Source organism: Kiloniella sp. EL199 (assembly GCF_900313065.1).
In the GTDB taxonomy this organism is placed as follows: domain Bacteria; phylum Pseudomonadota; class Alphaproteobacteria; order Kiloniellales; family Kiloniellaceae; genus Kiloniella.
This window is the reverse complement of record NZ_OMPU01000014.1, coordinates 240189-263056: the sequence shown is the minus strand read 5'-3', so window position 1 is coordinate 263056 and position 22868 is coordinate 240189. Positions and strand designations below refer to the sequence as shown.

The window sequence follows — 22868 nt, the reverse complement described above, 5'->3', positions numbered from 1 at the left end:
ATCGATGCTTTCAGGCCACTCCGGCGTTTTGTGCCCTCTGACAAACCATTTCTCCCTTAGTCTGCGCGTTGAATTCGCGGCAGCGATTCGTAAATTATCAATATCTTACTGTAATTACAGCTTCTTAACAAATTGTGCCTAAGCGTATGCTTTTGGGAAGGCCCAAATCAAACTAAATGTCCAAATTCAATCCCCACTTGAGTGTATTTTGGACAAATAAAAAAAGCGAAGCTCTTGCAAGCTCCGCTTTTTTATCCTGATTGTGTGACCCGTTCTAGTCATTCATTTCAGTCAAATAGCGTTCTGCTTCCAGTGCAGCCATACAGCCCATTCCGGCGGCGGTTACGGCCTGTCTATAAATTTTGTCGACACAGTCACCTGCCGCAAAAACACCGGGAACATTGGTTGTTGCCGTGCCGGGGGTTGCCAGAATGTAGTTTTCGTCATCCAGATCCAGCTTGCCCTTGAAGATTGCTGTCGCAGGATCGTGCCCGATGGCCACAAACATGCCGCTGACATCAAGCTCAGAGAATGAATCATTCTGAGTATCTCTTAGCTTCAGACCTGTTACGCCATCTGTCGGCGTGCCCAAGACATCATCAACAACTTTGTTCCACTGAATATCGATTTTTTCATTTTTCAACAGGCGATCTTCGAGGATCTTTTCACACCGCAGGGCGTCTCTTCTATGAACCAGTGTTACCTTGGAACAGATATTCGCAAGATAGAGGGCTTCTTCGACAGCGGTGTTCCCGCCCCCGATAACGGCAACTTCTTTGCCGCGATAGAAAAAGCCGTCACAGGTTGCACAAGCGGAAACACCGCGCCCGTTGTATGTTTCTTCCCCTTGCAGCCCCAGCCAGCGTGCCTGAGCCCCGGTCGCGATGATGACTGTATCGGCAACGTAGCTGTTGCCGCTATCGCCTGTGCAGACAAAGGGGCGTTCATCAAAGTTGACTTCATTAATAATATCAAAATGCATTTTTGTGCCAACGTGCTCAGCCTGCTTCTGCATCTGTTCCATTAACCACGGGCCTTGAATAACGTCTGCAAACCCGGGGTAGTTTTCGACCTCTGTGGTGATCGTCAGCTGGCCGCCGGGCTGCAGGCCCTGAACCAGAATTGGCTCCAGGTTCGCGCGCGCTGCATAGATGGCGGCGGTATAACCGGCGGGGCCAGAACCGATAATCAGTACTTTGGTGCGGTGGGTTTCGGACATGCTCTTTGTATCTTTCTCGTTTATATCTTTACCGGATCAACATTGTTCCGAGACACCATAACAACACCAAAATTGATCAATAGCTGATCTTAATGGTGAGAAACGAGGTGGAAATCCCTACAATAATCTTGGGGAAATCTCGGCGAAAATCACGATAGAATCGTCTTGTGCTTGTGTGAAAAATAGAGTGCCTTCTCGCTCTCTACAAGGGGGAGATCAATATCTTTTCAGCTTTCTCTACAGGCTTTTGTTTTTCTGTTATAACCGTCCGGAATCATCCAGTTTTTTCAATATGATTTTGGCAACCCGCTGTGATTCACAAAGCGGCGGATAATGCCATGAATCCAGCGTACCAGTAAAAGGGCGAATGATGCCATCATCCCTGAGCTTCCTGTGAAAACGATCAAACTTTTTGTTCCCGCCTTGCAGATCAACGGTAAAGACAGGGCGACCGGTACTCGCTGCCTCTGTAACCATGTTCACTGAATCACTGGTGACGACTATGGCGTCGGCAGATCCCAGAAAACCAAAGTAGGGGTTGGGGGATTGTCCATCCCACGCAAATGCGGGGAGGTCTTTCAGGTAGTTTGATAATAGCGCTTCGTTGTCCTGTCCGGTTCGCCGGGATGTTGTCACCAAAAAACCACATCCCGTTTGTTGGTGCAGTTTCTGAAGTTTGTTACCTAGCTGGTGAATAATATCGGCTGTGAGGTCATAGGCTTTGCTTTTGCCACCGATCAAAACTGCAACTAGTGGTCTGGGCAGATGCGTTATGCGAGGGGTGAGCTCTTCTTTGCCCCGTTCAAGAAGATCAGGCGTAATTTTGTTGAGGGCACCACAAGTAGCTAGAACATTGGGGCTTCTTAATCTATCGTGCTCAGGTGTAATAACCAAATCATAGAGATTGGGGGATACTTTGGGGTCTTGAATCTGAATGGCAAAAGTTTTTCCCATACTCAGTTTACGAACCAATGCCGTGAAAAGAGCAACCTGACGCCCGCAACCTATAATGATATCTGGCCAGTTGTCTTTTGGTTTTCCTTTGGCTTTGGGGGCATTTTTTGGCGAAAACGCGGATGCATCATAGATGCTGGTATGTAAAGGGATCAGCGAAGGTGGTAGCCACTTCCAAAAGGATTTCATCTGCACATGGTGAATGACAGGGGATAATCCCATAGCCGCTGCAAGGCCCAGACAATTGGCTTCGATACCGGCGCGTCCATCGCTAACAGCCCAGCAAACAAGGTTTTTCTTAATCTCTGTCATTGTTCAGGGAATATCGCGCGACAAGAGGATCTAGGCAAGGAAAAGACCATCATTGAGACAGTAACCTAATAGAATTTGTTTGTTGTATCTTGAAAAACCGGAGGTCGCGAGTAATATTGTTACTCAAAATCACTCGATTCGCTCTAATTGTTTATCATGTAAGAACATGAAGGTTTAGGGTGTTACCGGAAACACTGTACAGGACGTTTGCATGCGCCGCGTAAAGTTAGATCGTATAGATCTTCGTATACTTCAGGATCTTCAGGAAGATGGACGTGTCACGAACGTCGAACTCGCCCGCCGGGCAGGTATTTCGGCTCCTCCTTGCCTTCGACGGGTCCGGGCTTTGGAAGAAGCTGGTTTTATCAAGGGCTATCACGCAGAGCTAGAGGCTGAATCCTTGGGCTATGAAGTGACATTCTATGCTTTGGTTGGCCTGACAGGTCAGTCCGAGCAGGTTTTGACAGAATTTGAGAGCTATATGAATGAGTGGCCCGAAGTGCGTGAATGCAGCATGACACGTGGCTCAAACGACTTTGTTTTGAAGCTGGTTGCCCGCAATACCAGTCATGAAAACGAATTGACGGAAAAACTGACTGCTGCACCTCATGTAGCGACAGTGCAAACCATTCAGGTCATCAGAAGTTCGAAGAATACCCCAGGGGTTCCCATTGATGACAATGATGCGCTTCTTCTGGGTGGGCAGGAATAAAGCCTGTATTGCACAAAATACATTGGATGAATAATAAAGAAGCTCGGAATTTCCTGTGAAATCTGAGCTTCTTTATAATCTGGTGGTGTCTATCACTTACATTTCAATGACACAGTTTCTGCCCTTGTCTTTTGCTTTGTACAGGGCGCGGTCAGCTTTTTTCATCACGTCCATTGGGTCTTCGTGCTTTTCAGTGCGTTCTGAGACACCGATAGATACGGTGACTTTGACCTTTTTATTTCCCGTGTTTTTTTGCGAGCTTTTCTTTGATTTTGTCGGTTTTTTTGTGGGGCGATCTGACCCCCTGATAACAAAGACAGTTCCCTGGATACGTTCCCGGACTTCTTCAAGATAGTCAAAGGCGTCATCAATAGATTTTCCGGGGAAAAGCAACGTGAACTCTTCACCGCCATAGCGATAGGCGCGGCAACCGCCACCAGTCTGGCTGAGGCGAGACGAGACCATTCTAAGAACCTGATCACCGACATCATGCCCATAGGTATCATTGAACTTTTTAAAAAAATCGATGTCTACCATCGCCAGTGTATAGCGGCGCCCTAACTTCTTCATATCTGCAAGAAGTGCCCGTCGTGCGGGAATACGGGTTAGTTCATCCAGAAACGCCATACGGTGTGATTCCTGGAAAAGACTGAGAATGAGTAGAAGAGAAGCGAGGGTTATAAACATTGGCGTGGCTGGTGAATCGCCGTACCGAAGGGCAACACCAAAGAGTGCAATGATCCCGCCGAGGTATCCCGCATCCATTGGTCTGTGTTTTATGATCAGACGAACGGTCAAAACCAGAGCAGCAAGGCTGAAACCGCCAAAAGCCAGGGTAGGTAAAGGCATCCATAATCCCCATGCAGGACGCCATTGCATCGCGTAGTTTAAATCAATCCAAAGGTTGGAAAATATGCCCAGGTCATTGGCGGGGTAACCCAGTGTGGCAATCATGCATCCCGCGACGAACAGCAAGAGTCCCTTGGTAAAACCGGAAGGTGTTAAAAGGCCCCGTTCTTCACTGATTGCCAGCCCCATCCATGCCAATGGTATGAAAAGAAATGCGGCAGAGGATTGGGTTTCGGACATATCACTGCTGAAATAGGCAAGGGAAACTGCAATAGCGAAACAAAAAACCGGATTGGACTTTCTAAACCAAAGGCAAAGCCCTGCACCTAAAACGGATAGAGCCGTCGGGGCAATGCCAAGTAACAGATTTATAGGCGCAGGATAGTTTTGAGGATAGGCGACGAGATAAATAGCCCCTGTGACGAGCAGTGTTGGTGGCAGGTATAATTTTAAATAGTCCGAAATCACGGGTAAGGATGCTTCTCGAAAAAGAAAGACGTAAAAACAGGCATTAACGCAAGACAGTGCCTAGGGAAAATAGAAACGATCTTTTGTGTGAATGATCTCCTTCTTTATTCACCCTGAGAAAGCGCCTGTTTTGAAATGCGTTCCATTATATCTTCGATCTCCGGGCTGCCTGATTTTTCTTCTTCACCAGCGTTTTCATCAAGGAAGCTGTCAATGTCAGTATCTTCACTCACGGGGATTTCTTCATCATTAATTACGACCTCTTCTGATGCCTCCGTCGCTTCAGGGGGTTCTGCTTCGGCAGACATACCATCTGCAGCTCCTGTTTTCGGCGAAGTTTCTTCTGTGGTTGCATCCTGAGATAAAATTTGATCTTCGAGAGGATCTTCCAGCCCTTCTAACGGGCTATCGATATCTTCTGCTGTTGCAGATTCAGTCATAGCTTCTTCAGTGCTGTCTTCGTCCTTGCCTTCTGCCGGCAATGCTTCTTCAAGGTTGTCTGCGATTTCAGCGATGACATCATCTCCAGCGGCATCGGCAGTTTCCGATTCAGTTATATCCTCTGCCAGGTTTTCAGAAATATCTTCGGTTATTTCTGTTTCTGAAACGTCTACAGTCGAATCTGCCAGAGAAACTTCATCTGGTTCGGATTCTGAAGAATCGGGTTCGCTTTCAGATTCGCTGACATCTGCCATAGACACGTCGACTATTTCATCATCTGTGCTTTCGTTCGTATCATCCATAGAAAGGTCATTCTCATCCACAGCCATGTAGCTGTCGCTGTCCGAAGATTCCAGGTCCGTGACAAGTTCTTCGATCTCGTCGATGCTGTCTTCATCAGCGTTTTCTTGTGGTGAAGAATTGTCTAGTTCCGGTGTGTCTTCTTCAACGTCAGAAGCTTCTTCTTCGGCTGCAACCTCGTCTTCGGGAGCAGGAAGGGATAGATCGGAATCCGCTGATTTGTTTTCTATTTCAACAGGTTCTCTCGTCATTGCCGAAATGCGCGTATCCATATCCTGAAGGGTGTTTGTGGTGTCTCCCTTTTCGATAGATTGTAAAAGAGAGAACAGCATTGTACGAAGTTGCTCGTTTTCGTATTCGAGTTTTCCGATGGTCTGATCCTTCTGCTCGGTAATATTGAGCAGGGCAATCAAGCGTTGGCTATAGCCTTTTTGCTGATCAGCGATGAGACCAAAGTGTTCTTCAGCTGCTTCTACCCGGGTACGAAGTTCTTCTAAATCAGACATGCCTGAATCCTATTTCAAAAGTATTTGAATAAAGTATTTGATGAAAAAGGTTTTAAAATCCCTAATTCTCAATATTAATAAGCGCCATTAACCAATTGCCGGGCACAAATGGAGATCGGAATGGAACAAAACTACGCTGGCGATGTATCGGTAGAGCAAGCATGGGATGTCTTGGAAAAAGATCCCGATGCTGTTTTACTTGATGTGCGAAGTATCCCAGAGTTCCAGTTCGTGGGCGTACCTGATCTGTCTGCCTTGGGGAAAGATACGCAACTCTTGCCTTGGCAGGCCTACCCGCAGATGCAGGTGAATCCTGATTTTGTGACGACGGTAAAGCAGTTGAGGATTAGGGAAGAACAATCCCTTTATATTCTATGTCGTTCAGGTGTGCGTTCTGTTTCAGCCGCAATTGCCCTGACGACACAGGGATATAAAAATTGTTTTAATATTCTGCACGGTTTCGAAGGACCTGCAGATGAACGCGGCCATCGGGGAAACGTTGCAGGTTGGAAAGCCGCTGGTATGCCCTGGAAGCAAAATTAATTTGGAACCAACATTGTATGTCTTTTGGGATAACTTCCAAAGGGTTTGAATAGAGTAAATGGAATAGAAAGATGACGGACAGCAATTCAAATGCTTCAGCACGCAAGCTTCGCCCCCAGACTGAACTGGTGCGAGGCGGGCTCATGCGCAGTGGCTTTGATGAGACAAGCGAAGCGCTGTATCTGAATTCTGGCTATGTTTATAGTTCAGCAGAAGAAGCAGAAGAAGCTTTCAATGGTGATCGTGAACGCTATGTCTATTCCCGCTATGCAAACCCTACCCTTTCCATGTTTGAAGAGAGAATGCGATTGCTGGAAGGAGCAGAAGTTTGCCGTGGAACAGCAAGCGGTATGGCCGCGGTTAATGCAGCGCTCCTTTCACAGGTTAAAGCCGGGGATCGCGTTGTCGGTGCCAAGGCTCTTTTCGGATCCTGCCTGTTTATTTTGAACGAACTTCTACCCCGGTATGGTGTTGAGACAGAAGTTGTTGACGGAACGGACTTGAAAGCTTGGGAAGCAGCCCTTGCCAAAGGCGCTAAAGCTGTTTTGCTGGAAACACCTTCAAATCCGGCCCTGGATATCATTGATCTCAAAGCTGTTTGTGATATGGCGCACGCTGCAGGTGCCTTGGTCATTGTTGATAATGTTTTTGCGACACCAATGCTGCAAAAGCCACTGGAATTTGGTGCGGACATTGTTGTTTACTCAACAACCAAACATATAGACGGACAGGGGCGTTGTATGGGCGGCGCTATTCTGTGTTCCCAGGAATTTGATGCTGACCATCTCAAGGATTTCCTGCGTCATACAGGTCCGTCTATGAGTCCCTTTAACGCCTGGACGATGGTTAAGGGGCTTGAAACCCTTGCCCTTCGCGTTGACAGAATGAGTGATAATGCTTTGGCACTGGCAAGCCATATCGAAGGATTGCCGGGCCTTAAAAAGGTAATTTATCCCGGGTTGAAATCACATCCACAATATGACCTTGCCATGACGCAGATGTCCGGGAAGGGAAGTACGCTGATCGGTCTGGAACTAGAGGGTGGCAAAGAAGCTGCTTTTAAAGTCTTAAATCGTCTTCGTGTTGCCGATATTTCAAATAATCTAGGGGATTCCAAAACCTTGATTACACATCCTTCCTCGACAACGCATCAACGCCTGAGCGAAGAAGAACGTCTGGCAGTTGGCATTACACAGGGCTTCTTACGGATTTCGGTCGGCCTTGAAGATGCCGATGATCTGAAAGAAGATCTGGAGCAGGCAATTCGCGGATAATGTTAAAACTGTTCTTATAAGCAGTGATGAAAAGGCCATCTGTTCAAGGTGGCCTTTTATTTTTCGAAATGAGTTTTCAAAAGTGTTGAGGTCGCTATGTGGGCGACTTCCGGGTAGCCGGATATTTCTTCTCTGATCTCATTTGCGCGTTGTGGGGTATTTGTTGATAGCTCAATAATTATGTCAATATCTCCACCAAGTGAATGGCAGGCTGTTATCTCATGAATTTCTGTCAGGCGAGGTGCAATAAGTTCGCATGATGGTTGATGCGTTTTTATCAACAGAAAAAATGTCAGAGGCGCTTCTCTTTGCGCTTTCTTTAGGGTGTATCCCTCGATGACACCATCTTCTTCCAGACGCCTGATGCGTTCTATCAATGCCGTACGGGATAGTTCGACACCTGCAGCCAGCTCTTTGATTGACGCACGCGCATTGTTGCGTAGCAGGGCTAAGAGTTTTAGGTCTTTGTGATCAAGAGATCGGGTCATATTTCTAAAAATGGTATAGTTAAAATAACAGGCTTAACTATACATCATGCCTATATCATCGCTTTGGACAAGTCCTTACCATCAAAGGAGAATTAACTATTGAGTGATGAGGTGCAAAGTGAAGTTTATAGAAACAGCCAAGTTTATCGGGAATGCAGCTTGGGATGCGATGGACATTGCACAAATCGAAGGGGCAACCATCCGACTGCATTGGACTGACAAGCCTTATAAGTGGCATCAGAACGACGGAGATGAGGTTTTTGTTGTTTTGGATGGCAAGGTCAGAATGTTTTATAAAGAAGCAGGGCAAGAACTGGAACAGTTGATCGAAGCCGGAAATATATTCTATGCCGGAGAAGGGGACGAGCATGTTGCTCATCCCGTTGGTGCTGCAAGAGTTCTGGTGATTGAAAAGAAAGGATCAGTCTAGACTGAGTTTCATACCTTCGTGGCTCGCCTTGAAACCGAGTTTTTCGTAAAATTTGAGGGCATCAGGACGCGCTTTGTCTGTTGCTAACTGGACAAGTTCGCACCCGCGCTTACGGCACTCTGCAATGGCCCATTCAAACATTTGGCTGCCAAGGCCTGACCCTCGATGGCTGGAAGTTATGCGAACACTCTCAATTTGTCCCCGCCACATCCCCAGACGAGAAAGACCTGGGATGAAGGTAAGTTGAAGACAGCCGACAATTTCCTTTCCCTGCTCTACAACGGCGAGGTATTGGTTCGGGTCTTTATCAATGGCTTCGAAGGCTGTTTTGTATTTTTGATTCACAGGTAAAGACGCATCTTCACGCTTCGCGCCGAGTTCGTCATCTGCCAGCATGGAAATGATAGCGGGAAGATCTTTTTCCTCTGCGTGTCTGAATGTAATATTTGTCATGATTGCAGGATAAAAGCGATCTCATTGCTCTGCAATGTCATAATCTCAATCAGATTCTATGAACTGAAAAAAGCTGAGGATCTATTTATACCCCAGCTTCTTTTCTACTTCATCCAGACAGTGATCAATGATGTTCATCGCGTCTTCAATTTCTTGCTGAGTTGTGACCAGAGAAGGTGTGAAGGTAAGAACATTACCCATGGTGGTTTTGAAGCTAAGGCCTTTGTCCAGAGCTGCATATAAAACCATGTCGGCAGCGTCATTAGCGGGTTCGCGGGTGTCTCTGTCTGTAACAAGTTCTGCGCCGAATAAACAGCCACGTCCTCTAACATCGCCGATCAGGGGGTGACGGTTTTGCATTTCCCGCAGGCGTTCAAGGGCATAAGCCCCAACTTTTGCGGCATTTTCAACCAAGCCTTCGTCTTCGATGATTTGTAACGTGGTCAGCGCAGCACGTGTCGTTACAGGATTCTTTTCGTGTGTGTAATGACCATAGGCATAGCGATCAGCAATATCCAGTTCCGGGCGGCAGATGGTGGCTGCAATGGGGAGAATACCCCCGCCAAGGCTTTTGCCGACAACCAGAATATCAGGGATAACCTCATCGTATTCACAAGAGAACATCTTTCCGGTTTTTCCCAGTCCTGTTGGAATTTCATCAAAAATGAGAAGAGCGCCAAAGTCATTACAGGCTTTGCGAACTTTTTTCCAAAATCCGGGCGGCGCAATATAAGGGACAGCACGGGTTGGCTCGGCTATGACTGCGGCAACATCCCCTTCTTTTTCCAGAACGTAGCGTATTGTATTTGCACAAAGCTCGGCCGAACCTTCCGTAACGCCCCAGGCATTGCGGTAATCACCGAATGGCGGTACGTGTTCTGAGCCGGGTAAGAGGGGACCTATGGGGCCAGAACGGAACATTTCTTCCCCGCCAATTGAACGCGCACCAAAACCGGCCCCGTGGAATGAATCCCAGAAAGAAATCGTTTTGAACCGTCCTGTCTTGGCACGGGCATAGGCAAGGGCAATTTCAATGGCGTCTGATCCCCCGGTTGCGAAGAGGACCTTGTCTAGGTCGCCGGGTGCCAGACTTGTCAGCTTTTCGGCAAGCTCTACTGCGGGATCACAGGTAAAGCGCCGTGGCGCAAAGGGAAGATCATCCAGTTGTTGTTTAATTGCTTGTTTTAAGCGCGGGTGACCATAGCCAATATGATGCACATTGTTGCCGTGAAAATCCATGAACCGATGTCCGCGATTATCTTCGATCCAAATCCCCTCGGCTTTTTTGATGACAGAGAGGCAGGGCGTGGAAACGGATTGGTGGAGGAAAACCTGCTCATCCCTGCGCAGCAGTTCCTTGGCATCTTCATCAATATTTTTCTCATGCCATACTTTACGTCGAGGGGAGTGATTGACATCCCCCTCCGCCCCTTGGGGTGTTGTAGTTTGTGAGGATAGATGACTGGTCATAAGACAAGGGCCTTTGCAGGTTTTGTTGATTTGTTCTGAACTATGAAATATCTATAGGTATAAATCTAATTGGATATTTTTATTTCAGATATAATTAAAAATTATGGATAAGAGATGAACCTATCTCAACTGAGAGCATTCAATGTTGTGGCGCGTGAAGGAAGTTTGACGAAAGCTGCAGAACAGTTATCTATAAGCCAGCCAGCTGTAACTGCACATATCAGGGCATTGGAAGAGAGATACGAGCTTAGTCTCTTCCGCCGAAACAGCCGTGGCGTTACCTTGACTGAAGTGGGTGAGGATCTCTTAAAAATTTCAGTTCAAATTTTTGCACTTGAAGATGAAGCAGTAGAACTTTTGAATGCGACCAAGGAACTGCGGAGCGGGACGTGTCGGATTGCTGCGGGAAGTCCCTATTTCATTGTTCCAATCATCGCGGCTTTTCAGAAGAAGTATCCGGAGGTACACATTGGCTTGAATATTGGTAACTCGCAAAAAGTGACAGCGGATCTTTTGACAGAGAAAGTCGATATCGCCTTACAAACCGAATGGGAAGAAAATCCACAGGTTGAAGCAATTCCTTTCTATCGTCATAACGTGGTTGTCTTCTGTTGCCATACACATCCTTGGGCGCAATCCGGCAAAAAAGAAATCAAGCTTTCTGAATTAAGTGAAGAAAAAATGATTTGGCGCGAGCCTCAATCCATAACACGTCAGGTTTTTGAAAAAGCCTGTCAGGCAAAATCGCTTGATATTAAGCCCATCATGGAAATTGCAAGCCGGGAAAGCCTGTTCGAAGCTGTTGCCTCTGGCTTAGGTATCGGGATTGTATCTTCTCATGAGTTACCACGAGATCAACGTGTTCATACTTTAGAAGTCATAGATGCTGACCTGGAAACTACAGAATACCTCTTAACGCTGAAGCGTCGAAGAGAACTCAGAATTGTAAAAGCTTTTCATGCGGTTGCCGAGAGGTTTCGCAGTTAAAATTTCGTGTGTTCTGAAAGCTCTTCAAAACGCTTTAGGAAATTTTTTTTGGCTTCTTGTGGTGATATAGCTGTGATGCGAATATTTGGCATGGCGCGGGGCTTGCCAAATATTTTGCTGGCTTCCTTGTCACTAAAGCCAGCCAACTGGGTTGCCTCAAGATAGGCTGCCATACGATCCGCACGTTTGATCAGTTTGTTGGTTGTGTCTGGTAAATTGGCGGGTAAGCCAAAGCGGACATGAATGGTCTGCATTAATCTGTTCTCCAGATCTTTGTAACTACTGCCAATTGCGTATTTAAAAGGGGTTATCAAGTCGCCAATGACATATTCCGGGGCATCGTGGAGCAGAGCGGCTAAGCAGATCTCGGGTTTTGTATCCGGTTTAAGCAGGTTTACAATTTCTTCTACAAGAAGAGAATGTTCGGCGATGGTATAGCCCCACTCGCCAAGTGTCTGTCCGTTCCATCGTACTTCACGGGAAAGGCCGAGCGCGATATCTTCGATCTCGATGTCGAGGGGAGAGGGGTCAAGAAGATCTAGTCTTCGTCCGCTTAGCATGCGCTGCCATGCGCGAGGCGCTGGTACAGATTTTTCTTTCTTAGAGATACTCATAAATCAGGTCTGTTTCTCGTTGCGAGCCACAGACCTGATTTTGCAAATCGTCTGCAGCGGGTTAGCGTCTGCGAGCCATTGTTGGAATGACGAGGCGTTCAATCCAGTTCTTAACTTCGGCCTGGCGAATGTCGGCGTTCATGATGTCATGATCAATACCGAGCAGCCACCATAGATCTTTTCTGCTTGGATCTTGATGAAGTGCTTCGAGCATGTCTACAAATTTCTGAGCATCTTCAAGGTTTGTAAAGAAGCCTTTGTCGACAAGTTTTTGCTTGCGGCAATAACATAGTCTTGCCATCTCGTGGAGATCATATTCCGGGTGGTATTGTACAGACCAGAACACGCCCCCCTTGTGGGTTACGGATACGGCCTGAACTGATGTCCAGTCGTTAGAAGCCAGTACCTGTCCATTGGGAGGAAGATGTGTGATTTCATCGTCGTGACTGATAAAGGCATCAAAGACTGATTTTTTACCTTCGAACAAAGGATGGGCACGACCTTCAGGGGTCAGAGAGATTTTGCGGGCAAAGCCCATTTCTCTGTCCTTGGGGTTAACTGCGCAGGCACCACCGGCTGCAACGACAGAAATTTGTGCCGCCCAGCAACTGCCAAAGCTTGGAACCTGTGCTTCATAGGCAGCTTTGGCAAATTCAATCTGGGGAACAACTTTTGGATCATCAGAGTGAACCGTCAGGCTCGATCCGGTCCAGGCGATGCCGTCATATTGCTCAAGACCAGCACCAGAAGGAAGGCTGGCCCCCGGATCTGCTGGATAAACGATATCACATTTGGCGCCGGGGCTTTGTGTTTCCAGCATTTTAACATAAAGGTCACCTGCAGTAGAAGCGCCACCTTCTTTCAGGCCGTCACGTCCTTCTTTGGCATAGCCATCAACAACGAGAAAACGTGGACTTTGAGACATATTGTCTTTCTCCGGTTTGGATCTAAGTGTTATTTACTGGTGTTCGCAAGGGCATCAATTGCAGAAGGTAAATCTGCGTAGCTGTTGACAATTGCATCGGCTGTTGTGTGATCTTTGTCAACATCGCGCGTTGCTGTGAAAAGTATGGCTTTCATTCCCAATGCATGCGGCCCTTTGATGTCATTGTGGTCTCGGTCACCAATATGCAACATCTCTTCGACTTGAACGTCAAGCTGCTTTGCGGCTGTATCAAACATGCTGCGATGAGGCTTGGAATGTCCGACTTCATCAGAAAAGGCAAAGCCACTGAAGTATTGTTTTAGGTCGTAGTTTTCGAGAATTTGTCTAAGACCTGTTCCCGGCGTGACAATGGCGTCTGAGACAATACAGAGTTTATAGCGGCTTGAAAGATCTGCCAGGGCTGCTTTGACACCATCTATTGCATTGGGGGGGATGTTGATCTCCATGTCGCCAGTCTCTTTGACAACGCGATCGAAAAGGTCTTTTGGAAGGCTGCGATCCAGACCGTTGAGAATAGCGCGAATGCGTTGTTCAACAGTCCAGTTTATAAAGAGTTCTTTCCAGACAATATTAAAAGAAGCATCGGCAACATCATAGGCAAGGTTAACCGTTTCCATATCTATAGGAGCAACTTCGTTCAGGGCTGTCCATACGATGTGACGACGTTCTTCCTTTTTGCTTCTTAAGCCCTGAGCGGCACGTTTGGGTTCGTCTGAATCGTCATCGACAATTGTGTCCCATAGGTCAAAGGTGATGGCCTTGATCATTGCGGGCTTCCTCTTTCAGTCTGTGCGTGGTTTTGAACGCAGAGTTAGTAGGTGTTTGTGTCATTTTTGACTTATGGGGCGATCATAAAAGGGAATGTCATTTTGAACAAGTTAAAAGTGGGATAATAGTGGGTATTTGTGTTTTTGTGTGGTTTATTTGATGTATGTTTGGCAATTTTGAGTAATTGGACTGCTTGAAAAATGGTTTTTGTGGTGCTTAGTGGCCTTGTTTTCTGTTCATTAGGGGGAAGCTCAATTTCTTGGTGGGTAGTAAGGCGTTTCTTTGGCGTGAAGGAGGCATCTATCGTTTGATGTTTGTGCGATACCTGTTAAAAGGCCAATGCTTTAAAAACTCTGGTTTGTTATCATGGCTCCATTGTATTGAGTTTGTGAACCACAGGTTTTGTAGGTGAGATGACGTTGGGTAGGTTGATGGAAAAGAAAACAATGGACAGAAAAGTTTGTGTTGCTCCTATGCTTGATTGGACAGATCGGCACGAGCGCTCTTTTTTGCGCATGATTTCACAACATACAGTTCTTTACACGGAAATGGTCACTACCGGCGCTTTACTTCATGGCAAAGATCCGGAACGTTTTTTGAGGTTCGACAAAAGAGAGCATCCAATTGCGTTGCAACTAGGGGGAAGTGACCCTGAAGCAATCAAAGCTTGTGCTACTAAAGCAGCCGACTTTGGATATGATGAAGTTAATCTTAATGTCGGGTGTCCGAGTGATCGTGTTCAGAAAGGACGGTTCGGTGCATGTTTGATGGCTGAACCTGATCTGGTTGCTGAATGTGTTTCTGCTATGGCCCAATCTGGATTGCCAGCAACAGTCAAAACGCGTATCGGAATTGATGAGCAAGACTCATATGAATTTTTGCACGAGTTAGTAACAAAGGTCAAAAACGCAGGTTGCCAAACATTGATTGTTCATGCTCGCAAAGCCTGGTTGGAGGGGTTAAGTCCAAAGCAGAATAGAGAGATTCCGCCATTGAGGTATGATGTGGTGTACCGGGTTAAACAGGATTTTCCGGATCTGGAAATTATTCTTAATGGTGGTGTGCAAACGCTGGATCAGGTCGAAAATCATCTCACAAAGGTAGATGGTGTCATGATTGGCAGGGAGGCTTATCAAAATCCTTATGTTCTGGCAGAAGTTGATAAGAGATTTTATGGCGAAGCCAAGATCAAGGATCGGGGCGAAGTTATTGATGAGCTCTGTGCTTATGCAGCTGAAAGAGTTGCTGAAGGTGTTCCAGTTAAGTCAATCACACGACACGTTCTGGGGCTTTTTAATGGATTACCGGGTGCCCGTGCCTGGCGAAGAAGCTTGAGTCAAAATGCATTTAAACCGGGTTCAGATGAGCGTGTTATTCAACAGGCATACGAAGAGTTTTTGGCCGCAGGACAATCACGTGAAGTGGCTTGAGGTAGTTTTCTCGTGGTCAGTAAGCTAAACTGATTTACAGAAGACATATTTAAGGGGGTACTTATCATGGTGAAGTTTGTCATTCGGTATTTGGTTCCTGGCTGCTTGGTGCTGGGTGTTACTATTTCTACTGCGATGTCTAGCCCGGTTGATTGTTCAGTGCCAGTTGATCAAAACCCTCTGGTGAAAAAAGTCATTTATTTTGACGTTGGGCAATCCAGCCTTTCCAAAAAAGCGCAAAAAAAAATAGATGATCTATTTGACGTTGTTGATGGTCATCCTTCACTTAAAATCTGTGCCATCGGTCAGGCTGATAAACAGGGTGATCCGGAAGCCAATAAAAAATTGTCTCTTAAACGGGCGCAAAGCGCCAAGAATTACCTGGTTAAAAAAGGTATAGCCAAAAAGAGGATTGAAACCGTTTTCCGTGGTGAAGCCTATGGGAGTTTCTCTCTTTGGGGAACCGGAGATAAGGCAGATGAAGATCGCCGGGTAGAGGTTATTGCCTATAAAGAATGAAGTTCCTAACTTTCGTTCGAATAACTGGTGTCAAGGAAATGGTTACATTAGGAAAAATAATTGACGGCTAAATATCAAAGTGGTCACATCCTGTTGTATCATGGCGTTTTTGAAAATATTCCAATGGGCTTGGAAAGTCGTTTGCATAACGTCAACCCGATTGAATTCAGGAAACAGATAACGTGGTTGCGAGATCAGTTTGAAATCGTTTCTTTGGATGATTTTATTGCGGCAGAGAACCGGCAAGGCCTTGCAGTAATTACTTTTGACGATGCCTATACAGATCTATTTACCCACGCGATACCTTGGTTGATTAGTGAAAAATTGCCATCTACGATATTTCTCAACAGTAACCTGATTGATGGGGGCATTTTTTGGCGGGACAAAGTACGGCTTGTCCTGTCAAAAGGGCTTGAAGGAGCCTTTTTAAGATACTTTTCGCAAGAAAAATGGGCGCAACAAATAAGATCAGAACGATTTTATAAAGATAGCAAAAAGCCAGAGCTGAATAGTAAGCTTATAGATCAGGCATTAGATGATTTTTTTGCCGAGAACAATTTTGACAATGAGTTGCTTGACCTTTCCAAGGTGATTGCGAAAAAGGATGATCTGATTGTGAACCCTCTGATCAGTTACGGAAATCACAGTGCCTCTCATTATGTTTTATCTTCTTTGTCACAAGATCAGCAGCGTGAAGAGATCACTTCCTGTCAAGCTTGGCTCAATAGTGGGGAATATAGAACGACCTCTTCCTTTGCAGTTCCTTTCGGTGGGACAAAAGACGTGGATGTGCATACATTTATCTGCGCCAAGGAAGCAAAATGTTCTGCTGTTTTGATGAGCAGGCAATCGGTGAATAGGGCACTACAAAAAGATCCTGTAACACAGCTTCCGATTTTTGAAAGGTATATGGCACCATCTACATTGGAAGGGTTGATCCTTTTGTCTCAGAAACTGGATCGAATATCATAGGGTACTGTTGCTTGCCCGGTTAATTGTTACCCAACCGGGATTTTTTGCAGTATCTCTCTAGCCACATCATTAATTTCCTGTCCGCGATCTTTCACATAAACAGCAGCTTTTTGCGCCAATTTCTGTTGATGTGGTTCATTGAGTAAAAGCGCTTCCAGTTGTGTTGTGACATCTTCCGCTTGAGTGAGCTTTATAACAGCATGATTTTCAACCATTTCGTTGCAGATTTCTTCAAAGTTCTGCATTTCAGGTCCACAGATAATAGCGCAGTTCTGTCTGGCTGGTTCCAGAAGATTTTGACCGCCTTTGCGTAACAATGATCCCCCGATGACGACCACAGGTGAGAGGGCATAAAAAAGCCCTAGCTCTCCCAAAGTATCGGCCAGATAAATGGAGGTATCGGGCGTTATACCCTTGCCTTCGCTTCTGAGAGTAAGAGGAAGGTTTTTTCTTTGAAATTCATTGAGAATTTCGGGACCTCGTTCCGGGTGCCTGGGGGCAATGATACAAAGCAGGTTTGGAATTTTTTCTCTAAGCTTTTCATGTGTCTCTGCCAGAAAAACCTCTTCACCCCTATGGGTGGAACTGGCAAACCAGACAGGTAGTGTGCCTATCTGTGTTGAAAGCTTATCAAAGTCATCTTGTTTATAACTTAAAGGTGCGGCTGCGAACTTAAGATTACTTTGCTTCTTAACATGTGGTGCCCCCAATTCTGTATAGCGACGTACATCTGTTGCTGATTGGGCGAGGATTAGGTCAAATTGATTCAGTAAATCTTGAATGAAAAATGACGCTTTGCCCCAGGACTTTGCAGATTTTTGTGACATACGCCCGTTGAGAAGTACAAGGGGAATATTCCGGGCTTTCGTTTGGAAAATCATATTGGGCCATAGCTCTGATTCAACAACCAGAGCAATATCCGGGCGCCAATTTTTAAGAAAACGTCCAATGGCCAGAGGCAGGTCAACCGGCACAAATTGATGCATAGCGTATGGCGGCAAGCGCTCTTCCATCAATCGTGCTGATGTTACTGTCCCTGTTGTAACAAGGAACTTCAGATCTGGTTGTAGGTTGTGAAAAGTTTCAAGTAGAGGAAGGATCGAAAGAGATTCCCCGACAGATGCCCCGTGTATCCATACCAACTTGCTTTTGGGTCTTGTTTGAGACACATGGCCAAGCTTTTCTGTAAAACGAACAGGATGCTCTTTACCGCGTTTTATACGTTTCGTTAGATGATATTTAACGAACGGTGTCATAAAGGTTGCAACAGAAGCGTATAAACCCATGGCAATTTTTGTGCGTAATGTCGTCATGCACTTTGCCTTAATTGAGATTTAAAAGCTTGAGTTGGGTTGCGATTATTTTCTGCTCATCATAGAGATCTAGGGCACGCTTTCTGCTTGCAGTACCCATGGTTTCTCGTAGCTTGGGACTATTCACGAGCTTACAAAGTGCATCGGACAACTTTTCTGGTTCATTGACAGGAACCAGAATGCCCGTCTTTCCATCATCTACTTCTTCTCGAGACCCCCGGATGTTCGTAGCAATGACGGGAAGGCCAGTCATCATTGCCTCGATAATTGATCTTGGCATTCCTTCTCGGTGAGAGGGGAGAGTAAAAATATCAGCAGCCCGCATGATTTGGTTCACATCATCACGGTAGCCGAGAAACCGAATGCGTTTTTTTAACTTCTCATCTGTTTTAGCCTGTGTCATGGCATCATCAATATCTGTGGCGTGATCACTCGCAAGGCGATCTCCTACAATCCACAGTGTTGCGTTGACTTTCTTCATGGCTTCAATCAACTCAACATAGCCTTTTTCCCGGACCAGGCGTCCAACCATCAAAATAACAGTTTCATCGTCCTTTGCCCCCAGTTCTGTCCTGAGTGCTTTTCTGTAGGATTTTGGGGTCGCAGGATAAAACTTGTTGACGTTAATGCCATTGCCAATGGCAACTATAGTTCCGTTTTTACACAGCTTGTGTCTCTTTGCTGTTTCTGCATCTTCCTGGGCTTGGGTGAACAGCGTATCTGTAAAGCGTCCGGCAATCCATTCCAGTCCGACAAAGATGTTTTTCTTTATTGCAGGCATATTTTCGTGAAAATAAAAACCGTGCGCTGTATAGGCTATTTGGGGAACACTGGCAGCACGGGCTGCAAAGCGAGCAATCAAAGATGCCACAGGCGTGTGTGTGTGTACCAGATCAAATTTCTCGTTTTTGAAAAAGCGGGTAAGAGTGCCAAATGATTTGGTATGCGAAAAAATATTTAAAGATCGCTCAATTTTGATGGTTTCAACTCGGAATCCTTCAGCTCGAATCTTTTCGATCAAAGGGCCGTCACTGCATACGCCAACAACTTCATGTCCTGCATCCCGCATTCCCTTCATCAAGGGAAGAAGCATATGGTAAAGCGAGAAATCGACAGCGCAAATTTGGCAGATTTTCATTCGGTTCCTGCTGATTATATTCTAAGAAAACATACCCGGACAGGGGCATCATATAGTTGTCGGGCCCATACGGAAATGCATTAGTAAAATTATTTCCAAAACGGAGTGTTTGACATACCGATTTATTTGATGCGGTGCAATGGTTGAAAGCAGGAGTTCTACTGGTTTCCGGTTGTCTTTCTTTCTCAAGTAATTACTATTTTGTTTAGGCTTCCTTTAAAATGACATTTTTTAAAGCCTATAAGGAAACGTTAGTGTAATCGCCTTTCCGTGGTCATCAATGATGTTATCGTTTATGATGGCAACGGCGGCTTTTGTTTCCTCCGGTATCCTGACGGAATTCTTGCCGGGCTTCTGAGGGGAAAGGTTGCTCTTTGTTTACTGTTATCAGGGTTTACTGTTATCAGGCAGTTTTGAATTGCTTATACGTTGTTTGTTTTAACATCGATTAAGTCTTGACCACAAAATAAACACAAGCCTTGGAAGGTTTGTGTCGATAAGGGATAATCAGCGTTCGCGCTACGAGACAATTATGCTGGGATGTCATCTAGGAATGAACAGGGTCGGGGGATCACTTCGTTATCCATTTTTCTTTGTAATGATGCTTCTTTTAGCTGGATGCAGTAATTTTCCAGGTAAGGGCGGTTTCTTTGCGAACAAAAATACTGCGAGTGATGCACAGAAGCCTGCTGAACCTCAGATTGCTGCACGCGGTAATGCGGAGCATGAACCGCAAGAGGTTGCTGAATTCGAGGTTCCGAAACCAAACTGGAAGCCTGAAGATATACCAGATAGGCCGGAACCGGTAGGAGGCTTGCTGGAACTGCAATCCGACCAGGATGCTTCAGAAAAACAGGATGCTTCAGAAAAATCGTTATTGGTTACACCGGAAATTAGCGAACTGCTTGGCATGTCTTTTCTTCAGGTCCGGGAGAAACTGGGACAGCCTGTATGGATTAGGGATGTCTATCCCGCTCGTGTTTGGGGTTACGATATTGAGACCTGTAGTTTGCAGATTTTTTTCTACCCGAAACTGGATCAGGCTGGGGATTATCGAGTTCTGGCTTATGAAAGTGGTTTGAACGGGGATGGTCTTTCAAGGGTTACATCGCTGAAAGTCGATGATGAAAAACTGACAGAAAGTACTTCACCGTTAAAGCCAAGTGCAATCAGCGAAGAGGATCATGCAGTCGTTCAGGCCTGTTTTCAAAAAATAATGGAAGATACGAACTCTTTAAAAAGAGACGTTCTTGACAGTTTGTCGCCTGATTCATGAGGCAAATTGATTTGTACAGTAAATTCTTTGATGAATTTGTGATGTGTGTGACCACTCAAGAGTAATGAATGTGAATGCAGGAGATAAAAAATGATGGCAGCGACGACAGTAGTTGAGACAGTAAGTCCGCGCGTTATTTTGGTTGATGATGATGATCTTTTTCGAGAATCACTTGGGCTGAACCTTTCCGAAGAAGGGTTTAATGTTATTGATTTTGATAATGGCTCTGATGTGTTGAGTTATTTATTGAATGAACCCTCGCTTGATCCAATTCTCTTGGATTGGCGTATGCCCGGGCTTGATGGTTTAGCTGTTCTTAGACGCTTGCGCGAAGCGCGTATGAATAATCCGGTCATTTTTTTGACAATGCTCAGTGATGAAATTTACGAAGAAGCTGCTCTTCGCTGGGGAGCCGTTGATTTTATCGATAAATCCAGGCGTTTGCCGATCATTTTACAACGGTTACGGTTGATTGCCGAAGGTACAAAGGGAAGTTCTTCCGCTCAATCAGATGAACAGGATGCAGGCAATCCACTGTCTTCTCGTATTGGTGATCTTGAAATTCGGGAAGATATCATGCGGGCTTACTGGAAAGGAGAACAGCTTGATCTGACACTTACAGAGTTTGCAATTGTCTGCTTTCTTGCCACTGGTATTGGTAACGATGTCAGCTACCGCCAGATATACGATCTTGTACATGGTAAGGACTTCGTCGCTGGTTACGGTACGGATGGCTACAAAGCGAATGTTCGGTCATTCATTAAGCGCATACGTAAGAAATTCCGTGAAATTGATGATGGTTTTGAACATATTGAAAACTATCCCGGATTTGGCTATCGCTGGCGGAATGATGGTCCGTCAGGTACGGCTTAATTCACCAGAAGGTTAGATCGTGAAGCATCAAAGCGTGATCATAAACGAGAGTGAACAGAAAGTGCGGCGATCACGAGTGAGCCGGGCCGTACACTCGTTGTTTGCCAAGTTTGTTATTATGCTTTTGGTGTTTTTTGCTGTCCCGGCCCTTTTGTATCAAGAATTTCGTCAGGCTGATCTGGATCGCCAAAATATTGTTTTAACCGCTGTCCGTGAACAAGGACGCCTTATGGCCGAAAGCTTGCGGCCGATGCTTGAGAGTGCCGATCCATCTATTTTGTTGGATTTACCTGATGAAATCGAGCGCATAGCAACTAAAGGCAACGGTATTAAAGTTCTGTTCCGCCCTGCTGGAGAAGAAGGTGTACAGGGAGTGTTCTTTGTTGCATCTGAGCCACGAATTTCGGGGGACGAGTTACGCAAAGAGCGTGAAACACTGGTCTCTCAAGGGGTTTTCGATAATCTGACTGCCAGCTGTCTGATCGAACGGCCTATGGCGATAAGACATCTTCGACCTAGTGGGATTGAAGAGCTTCTGACCTCAATGACAGCAATCAGAACAGATGCAGGGTGTTGGGCGGTTATTGCAACACAGTCGGCAGAAGTTTTCCTTGGGTCTTCTATCGGGCAACCTTACTGGAAAACACTTGAGGTTCAGATTGCGGCTGCAATTTATCTTGGCATGGCACTTATTCTCACTATTCTTGTTTTTACCGTGTGGCGTGATTTGATGCGTTTTCGTGATCTTGCCCGTGGTATTCGTGAGGGGAGCGTTGACAAAAGCAGCTTTATGATGAGTAACAAAGTTCCAGAACTGGAGCCTGTTGCTCATGAATTTGATCGGATGACTCATACGTTGCGGGAGTCATCTGATTCTATTCGTAGGGCTGCAGAGGATAATGCGCATGCTTTCAAAACACCTCTGGCAATTATCAGGCAAGCGCTTGAACCTTTGAACAAGACGGTCGAGACAGAGAATAAAAGAGGCCGTCGGGCTCTTCAGGTTGTTGAGGAGGCTCTTGATCGCCTGGAGAATTTGGTTTCGACAGCTCGTCATCTCGAACATACCTCAGCTGAACTTTTGAATCCGCCCAGAGAAAATATTGATCTCTCTGCTCTCTTGTTGAGGATGCTTGAAGCTTATAATGTGAGCTTCTCCCAGCAAGGGGTGATCTTGCAAAGCTCTATAGATCATGAAATTTCTGTTCTTGCAGGTGAAGACATGCTGGAGACAATTCTTGAGAATATTATTGATAATGCTCTTGAAGTTTCTCCGCGTGGTACGACAGTTACCGTTGATTTAATCAATGGCAGAAAAACAGCGGAGTTGGCGGTTCGTGACCGTGGACCCGGTGTGCCGGAAAGTGAGTTGGAGCGTATTTTCGAACGATATGTTTCTTACAGGCCAAAGAAAATAGGACAGGATGTCGGAGGAGGTGAACAGTATGGAACAAGTGTGGGATCCTCTAATCACATGGGTATTGGATTATGGATTGTTCGCAGAAATGTAGAGGCAATTGGCGGTTATGTCCGGGCAGAAAACCGTCAAGACGGTGGACTGTCTATTATTGTTTCTCTACCACAGAATGGTGAATAATGGCCCTAAATATCCA

General features: G+C 45.8%; 23 protein-coding genes. 11 read left to right on the top strand and 12 right to left on the bottom strand.

Going from position 1 to position 22868, the window contains the following annotated elements:
* Window positions 1-274: 274 nt before the first annotated feature.
* Both trxB and D9A03_RS19070 read right to left on the bottom strand, forming a co-directional pair.
* Entirely contained in the window at window positions 275-1219 is a 945-nt protein-coding gene (gene trxB, locus D9A03_RS19075; protein ID WP_120498805.1) for a thioredoxin-disulfide reductase, read from the bottom strand.
* A 258-nt stretch (window positions 1220-1477) separates the two neighbouring features.
* Window positions 1478-2485 carry a mitochondrial fission ELM1 family protein gene (locus tag D9A03_RS19070; RefSeq protein ID WP_120498804.1) on the bottom strand — a complete coding sequence of 336 codons (1008 nt, stop codon included), beginning with the start codon at window positions 2483-2485 and terminating at the stop codon, window positions 1478-1480.
* A 211-nt stretch (window positions 2486-2696) separates the two neighbouring features.
* On the opposite strand from D9A03_RS19070, the gene D9A03_RS19065 reads away from it, so the two are divergent.
* The gene (locus D9A03_RS19065) at window positions 2697-3197 is read left to right on the top strand and encodes an Lrp/AsnC family transcriptional regulator (RefSeq protein ID WP_120498803.1); all 501 of its coding nucleotides are present in this window, start codon (window positions 2697-2699) and stop codon (window positions 3195-3197) included.
* A gap of 96 nt (window positions 3198-3293) precedes the next feature.
* On the opposite strand, the gene D9A03_RS19060 is transcribed toward D9A03_RS19065, so the two are convergent.
* Both D9A03_RS19060 and D9A03_RS19055 read right to left on the bottom strand, forming a co-directional pair.
* A complete protein-coding gene (locus D9A03_RS19060) occupies window positions 3294-4514 on the bottom strand; it encodes a diguanylate cyclase (RefSeq protein ID WP_120498802.1) in 1221 nt (406 codons plus the stop codon).
* 104 nt (window positions 4515-4618) lie between these two features.
* Window positions 4619-5761: a hypothetical protein gene (locus D9A03_RS19055; protein ID WP_120498801.1), complete on the bottom strand. Its 1143-nt coding sequence runs from the start codon at window positions 5759-5761 to the stop codon at window positions 4619-4621.
* Window positions 5762-5881: 120 nt separating this feature from the next.
* Between D9A03_RS19055 and D9A03_RS19050 the strand changes: the two genes are divergently transcribed.
* Both D9A03_RS19050 and metZ read left to right on the top strand, forming a co-directional pair.
* Window positions 5882-6304, top strand: coding sequence for a rhodanese-like domain-containing protein (locus D9A03_RS19050; protein ID WP_120498800.1), 423 nt, complete (start codon window positions 5882-5884; stop codon window positions 6302-6304).
* Between the two features lie 71 nt (window positions 6305-6375).
* Window positions 6376-7578: an O-succinylhomoserine sulfhydrylase gene (metZ, locus tag D9A03_RS19045; RefSeq protein ID WP_120498799.1), complete on the top strand. Its 1203-nt coding sequence runs from the start codon at window positions 6376-6378 to the stop codon at window positions 7576-7578.
* A 56-nt stretch (window positions 7579-7634) separates the two neighbouring features.
* Here metZ and D9A03_RS19040 read toward each other — a convergent pair whose 3' ends face one another.
* A complete protein-coding gene (locus tag D9A03_RS19040; RefSeq protein ID WP_120498798.1) occupies window positions 7635-8066 on the bottom strand; it encodes an Lrp/AsnC family transcriptional regulator in 432 nt (143 codons plus the stop codon).
* Window positions 8067-8184: 118 nt separating this feature from the next.
* Between D9A03_RS19040 and D9A03_RS19035 the strand changes: the two genes are divergently transcribed.
* Window positions 8185-8496 carry a hypothetical protein gene (locus tag D9A03_RS19035; RefSeq protein WP_216825542.1) on the top strand — a complete coding sequence of 104 codons (312 nt, stop codon included), beginning with the start codon at window positions 8185-8187 and terminating at the stop codon, window positions 8494-8496.
* Here D9A03_RS19035 and D9A03_RS19030 read toward each other — a convergent pair.
* Complete coding sequence (locus D9A03_RS19030; RefSeq protein WP_120498796.1) at window positions 8488-8949, bottom strand: GNAT family N-acetyltransferase; 462 nt, start codon at window positions 8947-8949, stop codon at window positions 8488-8490. The genes D9A03_RS19035 and D9A03_RS19030 overlap by 9 nt on opposite strands.
* 81 nt (window positions 8950-9030) lie before the next feature.
* Window positions 9031-10419 (bottom strand): aspartate aminotransferase family protein, encoded by a 1389-nt coding sequence (locus tag D9A03_RS19025; protein WP_120498795.1) that lies wholly within the window; start codon window positions 10417-10419, stop codon window positions 9031-9033.
* A gap of 114 nt (window positions 10420-10533) precedes the next feature.
* Between D9A03_RS19025 and D9A03_RS19020 the strand changes: the two genes are divergently transcribed.
* On the top strand, window positions 10534-11406 hold the full coding sequence (locus D9A03_RS19020) for a LysR substrate-binding domain-containing protein (protein WP_120498794.1): 873 nt from the start codon (window positions 10534-10536) through the stop codon (window positions 11404-11406).
* Here D9A03_RS19020 and D9A03_RS19015 read toward each other — a convergent pair.
* The 3 genes from D9A03_RS19015 to D9A03_RS19005 form a co-directional block, all read right to left on the bottom strand.
* Entirely contained in the window at window positions 11403-12020 is a 618-nt protein-coding gene (locus tag D9A03_RS19015) for a YfbR-like 5'-deoxynucleotidase (RefSeq protein ID WP_120498793.1), read from the bottom strand. The two genes, D9A03_RS19020 and D9A03_RS19015, sit on opposite strands and share 4 nt — an antisense overlap.
* 61 nt (window positions 12021-12081) lie before the next feature.
* The gene (locus tag D9A03_RS19010) at window positions 12082-12945 is read right to left on the bottom strand and encodes a type 1 glutamine amidotransferase (protein ID WP_120498792.1); all 864 of its coding nucleotides are present in this window, start codon (window positions 12943-12945) and stop codon (window positions 12082-12084) included.
* 29 nt (window positions 12946-12974) lie between these two features.
* Complete coding sequence (locus D9A03_RS19005) at window positions 12975-13733, bottom strand: HAD family hydrolase (RefSeq protein WP_120498791.1); 759 nt, start codon at window positions 13731-13733, stop codon at window positions 12975-12977.
* Window positions 13734-14165: 432 nt separating this feature from the next.
* On the opposite strand from D9A03_RS19005, the gene dusA reads away from it, so the two are divergent.
* The 3 genes from dusA to D9A03_RS18990 all read left to right on the top strand — a co-directional run bounded on the left by dusA (window position 14166) and on the right by D9A03_RS18990 (window position 16655).
* Entirely contained in the window at window positions 14166-15164 is a 999-nt protein-coding gene (dusA, locus tag D9A03_RS19000; protein ID WP_120498790.1) for a tRNA dihydrouridine(20/20a) synthase DusA, read from the top strand.
* 66 nt (window positions 15165-15230) lie between these two features.
* Window positions 15231-15683: an OmpA family protein gene (locus D9A03_RS18995; RefSeq protein WP_120498789.1), complete on the top strand. Its 453-nt coding sequence runs from the start codon at window positions 15231-15233 to the stop codon at window positions 15681-15683.
* 60 nt (window positions 15684-15743) lie between these two features.
* Entirely contained in the window at window positions 15744-16655 is a 912-nt protein-coding gene (locus D9A03_RS18990) for a polysaccharide deacetylase family protein (protein ID WP_120498788.1), read from the top strand.
* Window positions 16656-16681: 26 nt separating this feature from the next.
* On the opposite strand, the gene D9A03_RS18985 is transcribed toward D9A03_RS18990, so the two are convergent.
* Together D9A03_RS18985 and D9A03_RS18980 are read right to left on the bottom strand one after the other, a co-directional pair.
* Window positions 16682-17968 (bottom strand): 3-deoxy-D-manno-octulosonic acid transferase, encoded by a 1287-nt coding sequence (locus tag D9A03_RS18985; RefSeq protein ID WP_120498787.1) that lies wholly within the window; start codon window positions 17966-17968, stop codon window positions 16682-16684.
* Window positions 17969-17978: 10 nt separating this feature from the next.
* Entirely contained in the window at window positions 17979-19106 is a 1128-nt protein-coding gene (locus tag D9A03_RS18980) for a glycosyltransferase family 4 protein (protein WP_120498786.1), read from the bottom strand.
* 490 nt (window positions 19107-19596) lie between these two features.
* On the opposite strand from D9A03_RS18980, the gene D9A03_RS18975 reads away from it, so the two are divergent.
* The 3 genes from D9A03_RS18975 to D9A03_RS18965 all read left to right on the top strand — a co-directional run bounded on the left by D9A03_RS18975 (window position 19597) and on the right by D9A03_RS18965 (window position 22852).
* Window positions 19597-20382: a hypothetical protein gene (locus D9A03_RS18975; protein ID WP_162938254.1), complete on the top strand. Its 786-nt coding sequence runs from the start codon at window positions 19597-19599 to the stop codon at window positions 20380-20382.
* Between the two features lie 90 nt (window positions 20383-20472).
* Window positions 20473-21255, top strand: a complete 783-nt coding sequence (locus D9A03_RS18970) for a response regulator transcription factor (RefSeq protein ID WP_254055094.1) — start codon at window positions 20473-20475, stop codon at window positions 21253-21255.
* Window positions 21256-21331: 76 nt separating this feature from the next.
* The gene (locus D9A03_RS18965; protein ID WP_162938253.1) at window positions 21332-22852 is read left to right on the top strand and encodes a HAMP domain-containing sensor histidine kinase; all 1521 of its coding nucleotides are present in this window, start codon (window positions 21332-21334) and stop codon (window positions 22850-22852) included.
* Window positions 22853-22868: the final 16 nt, after the last annotated feature.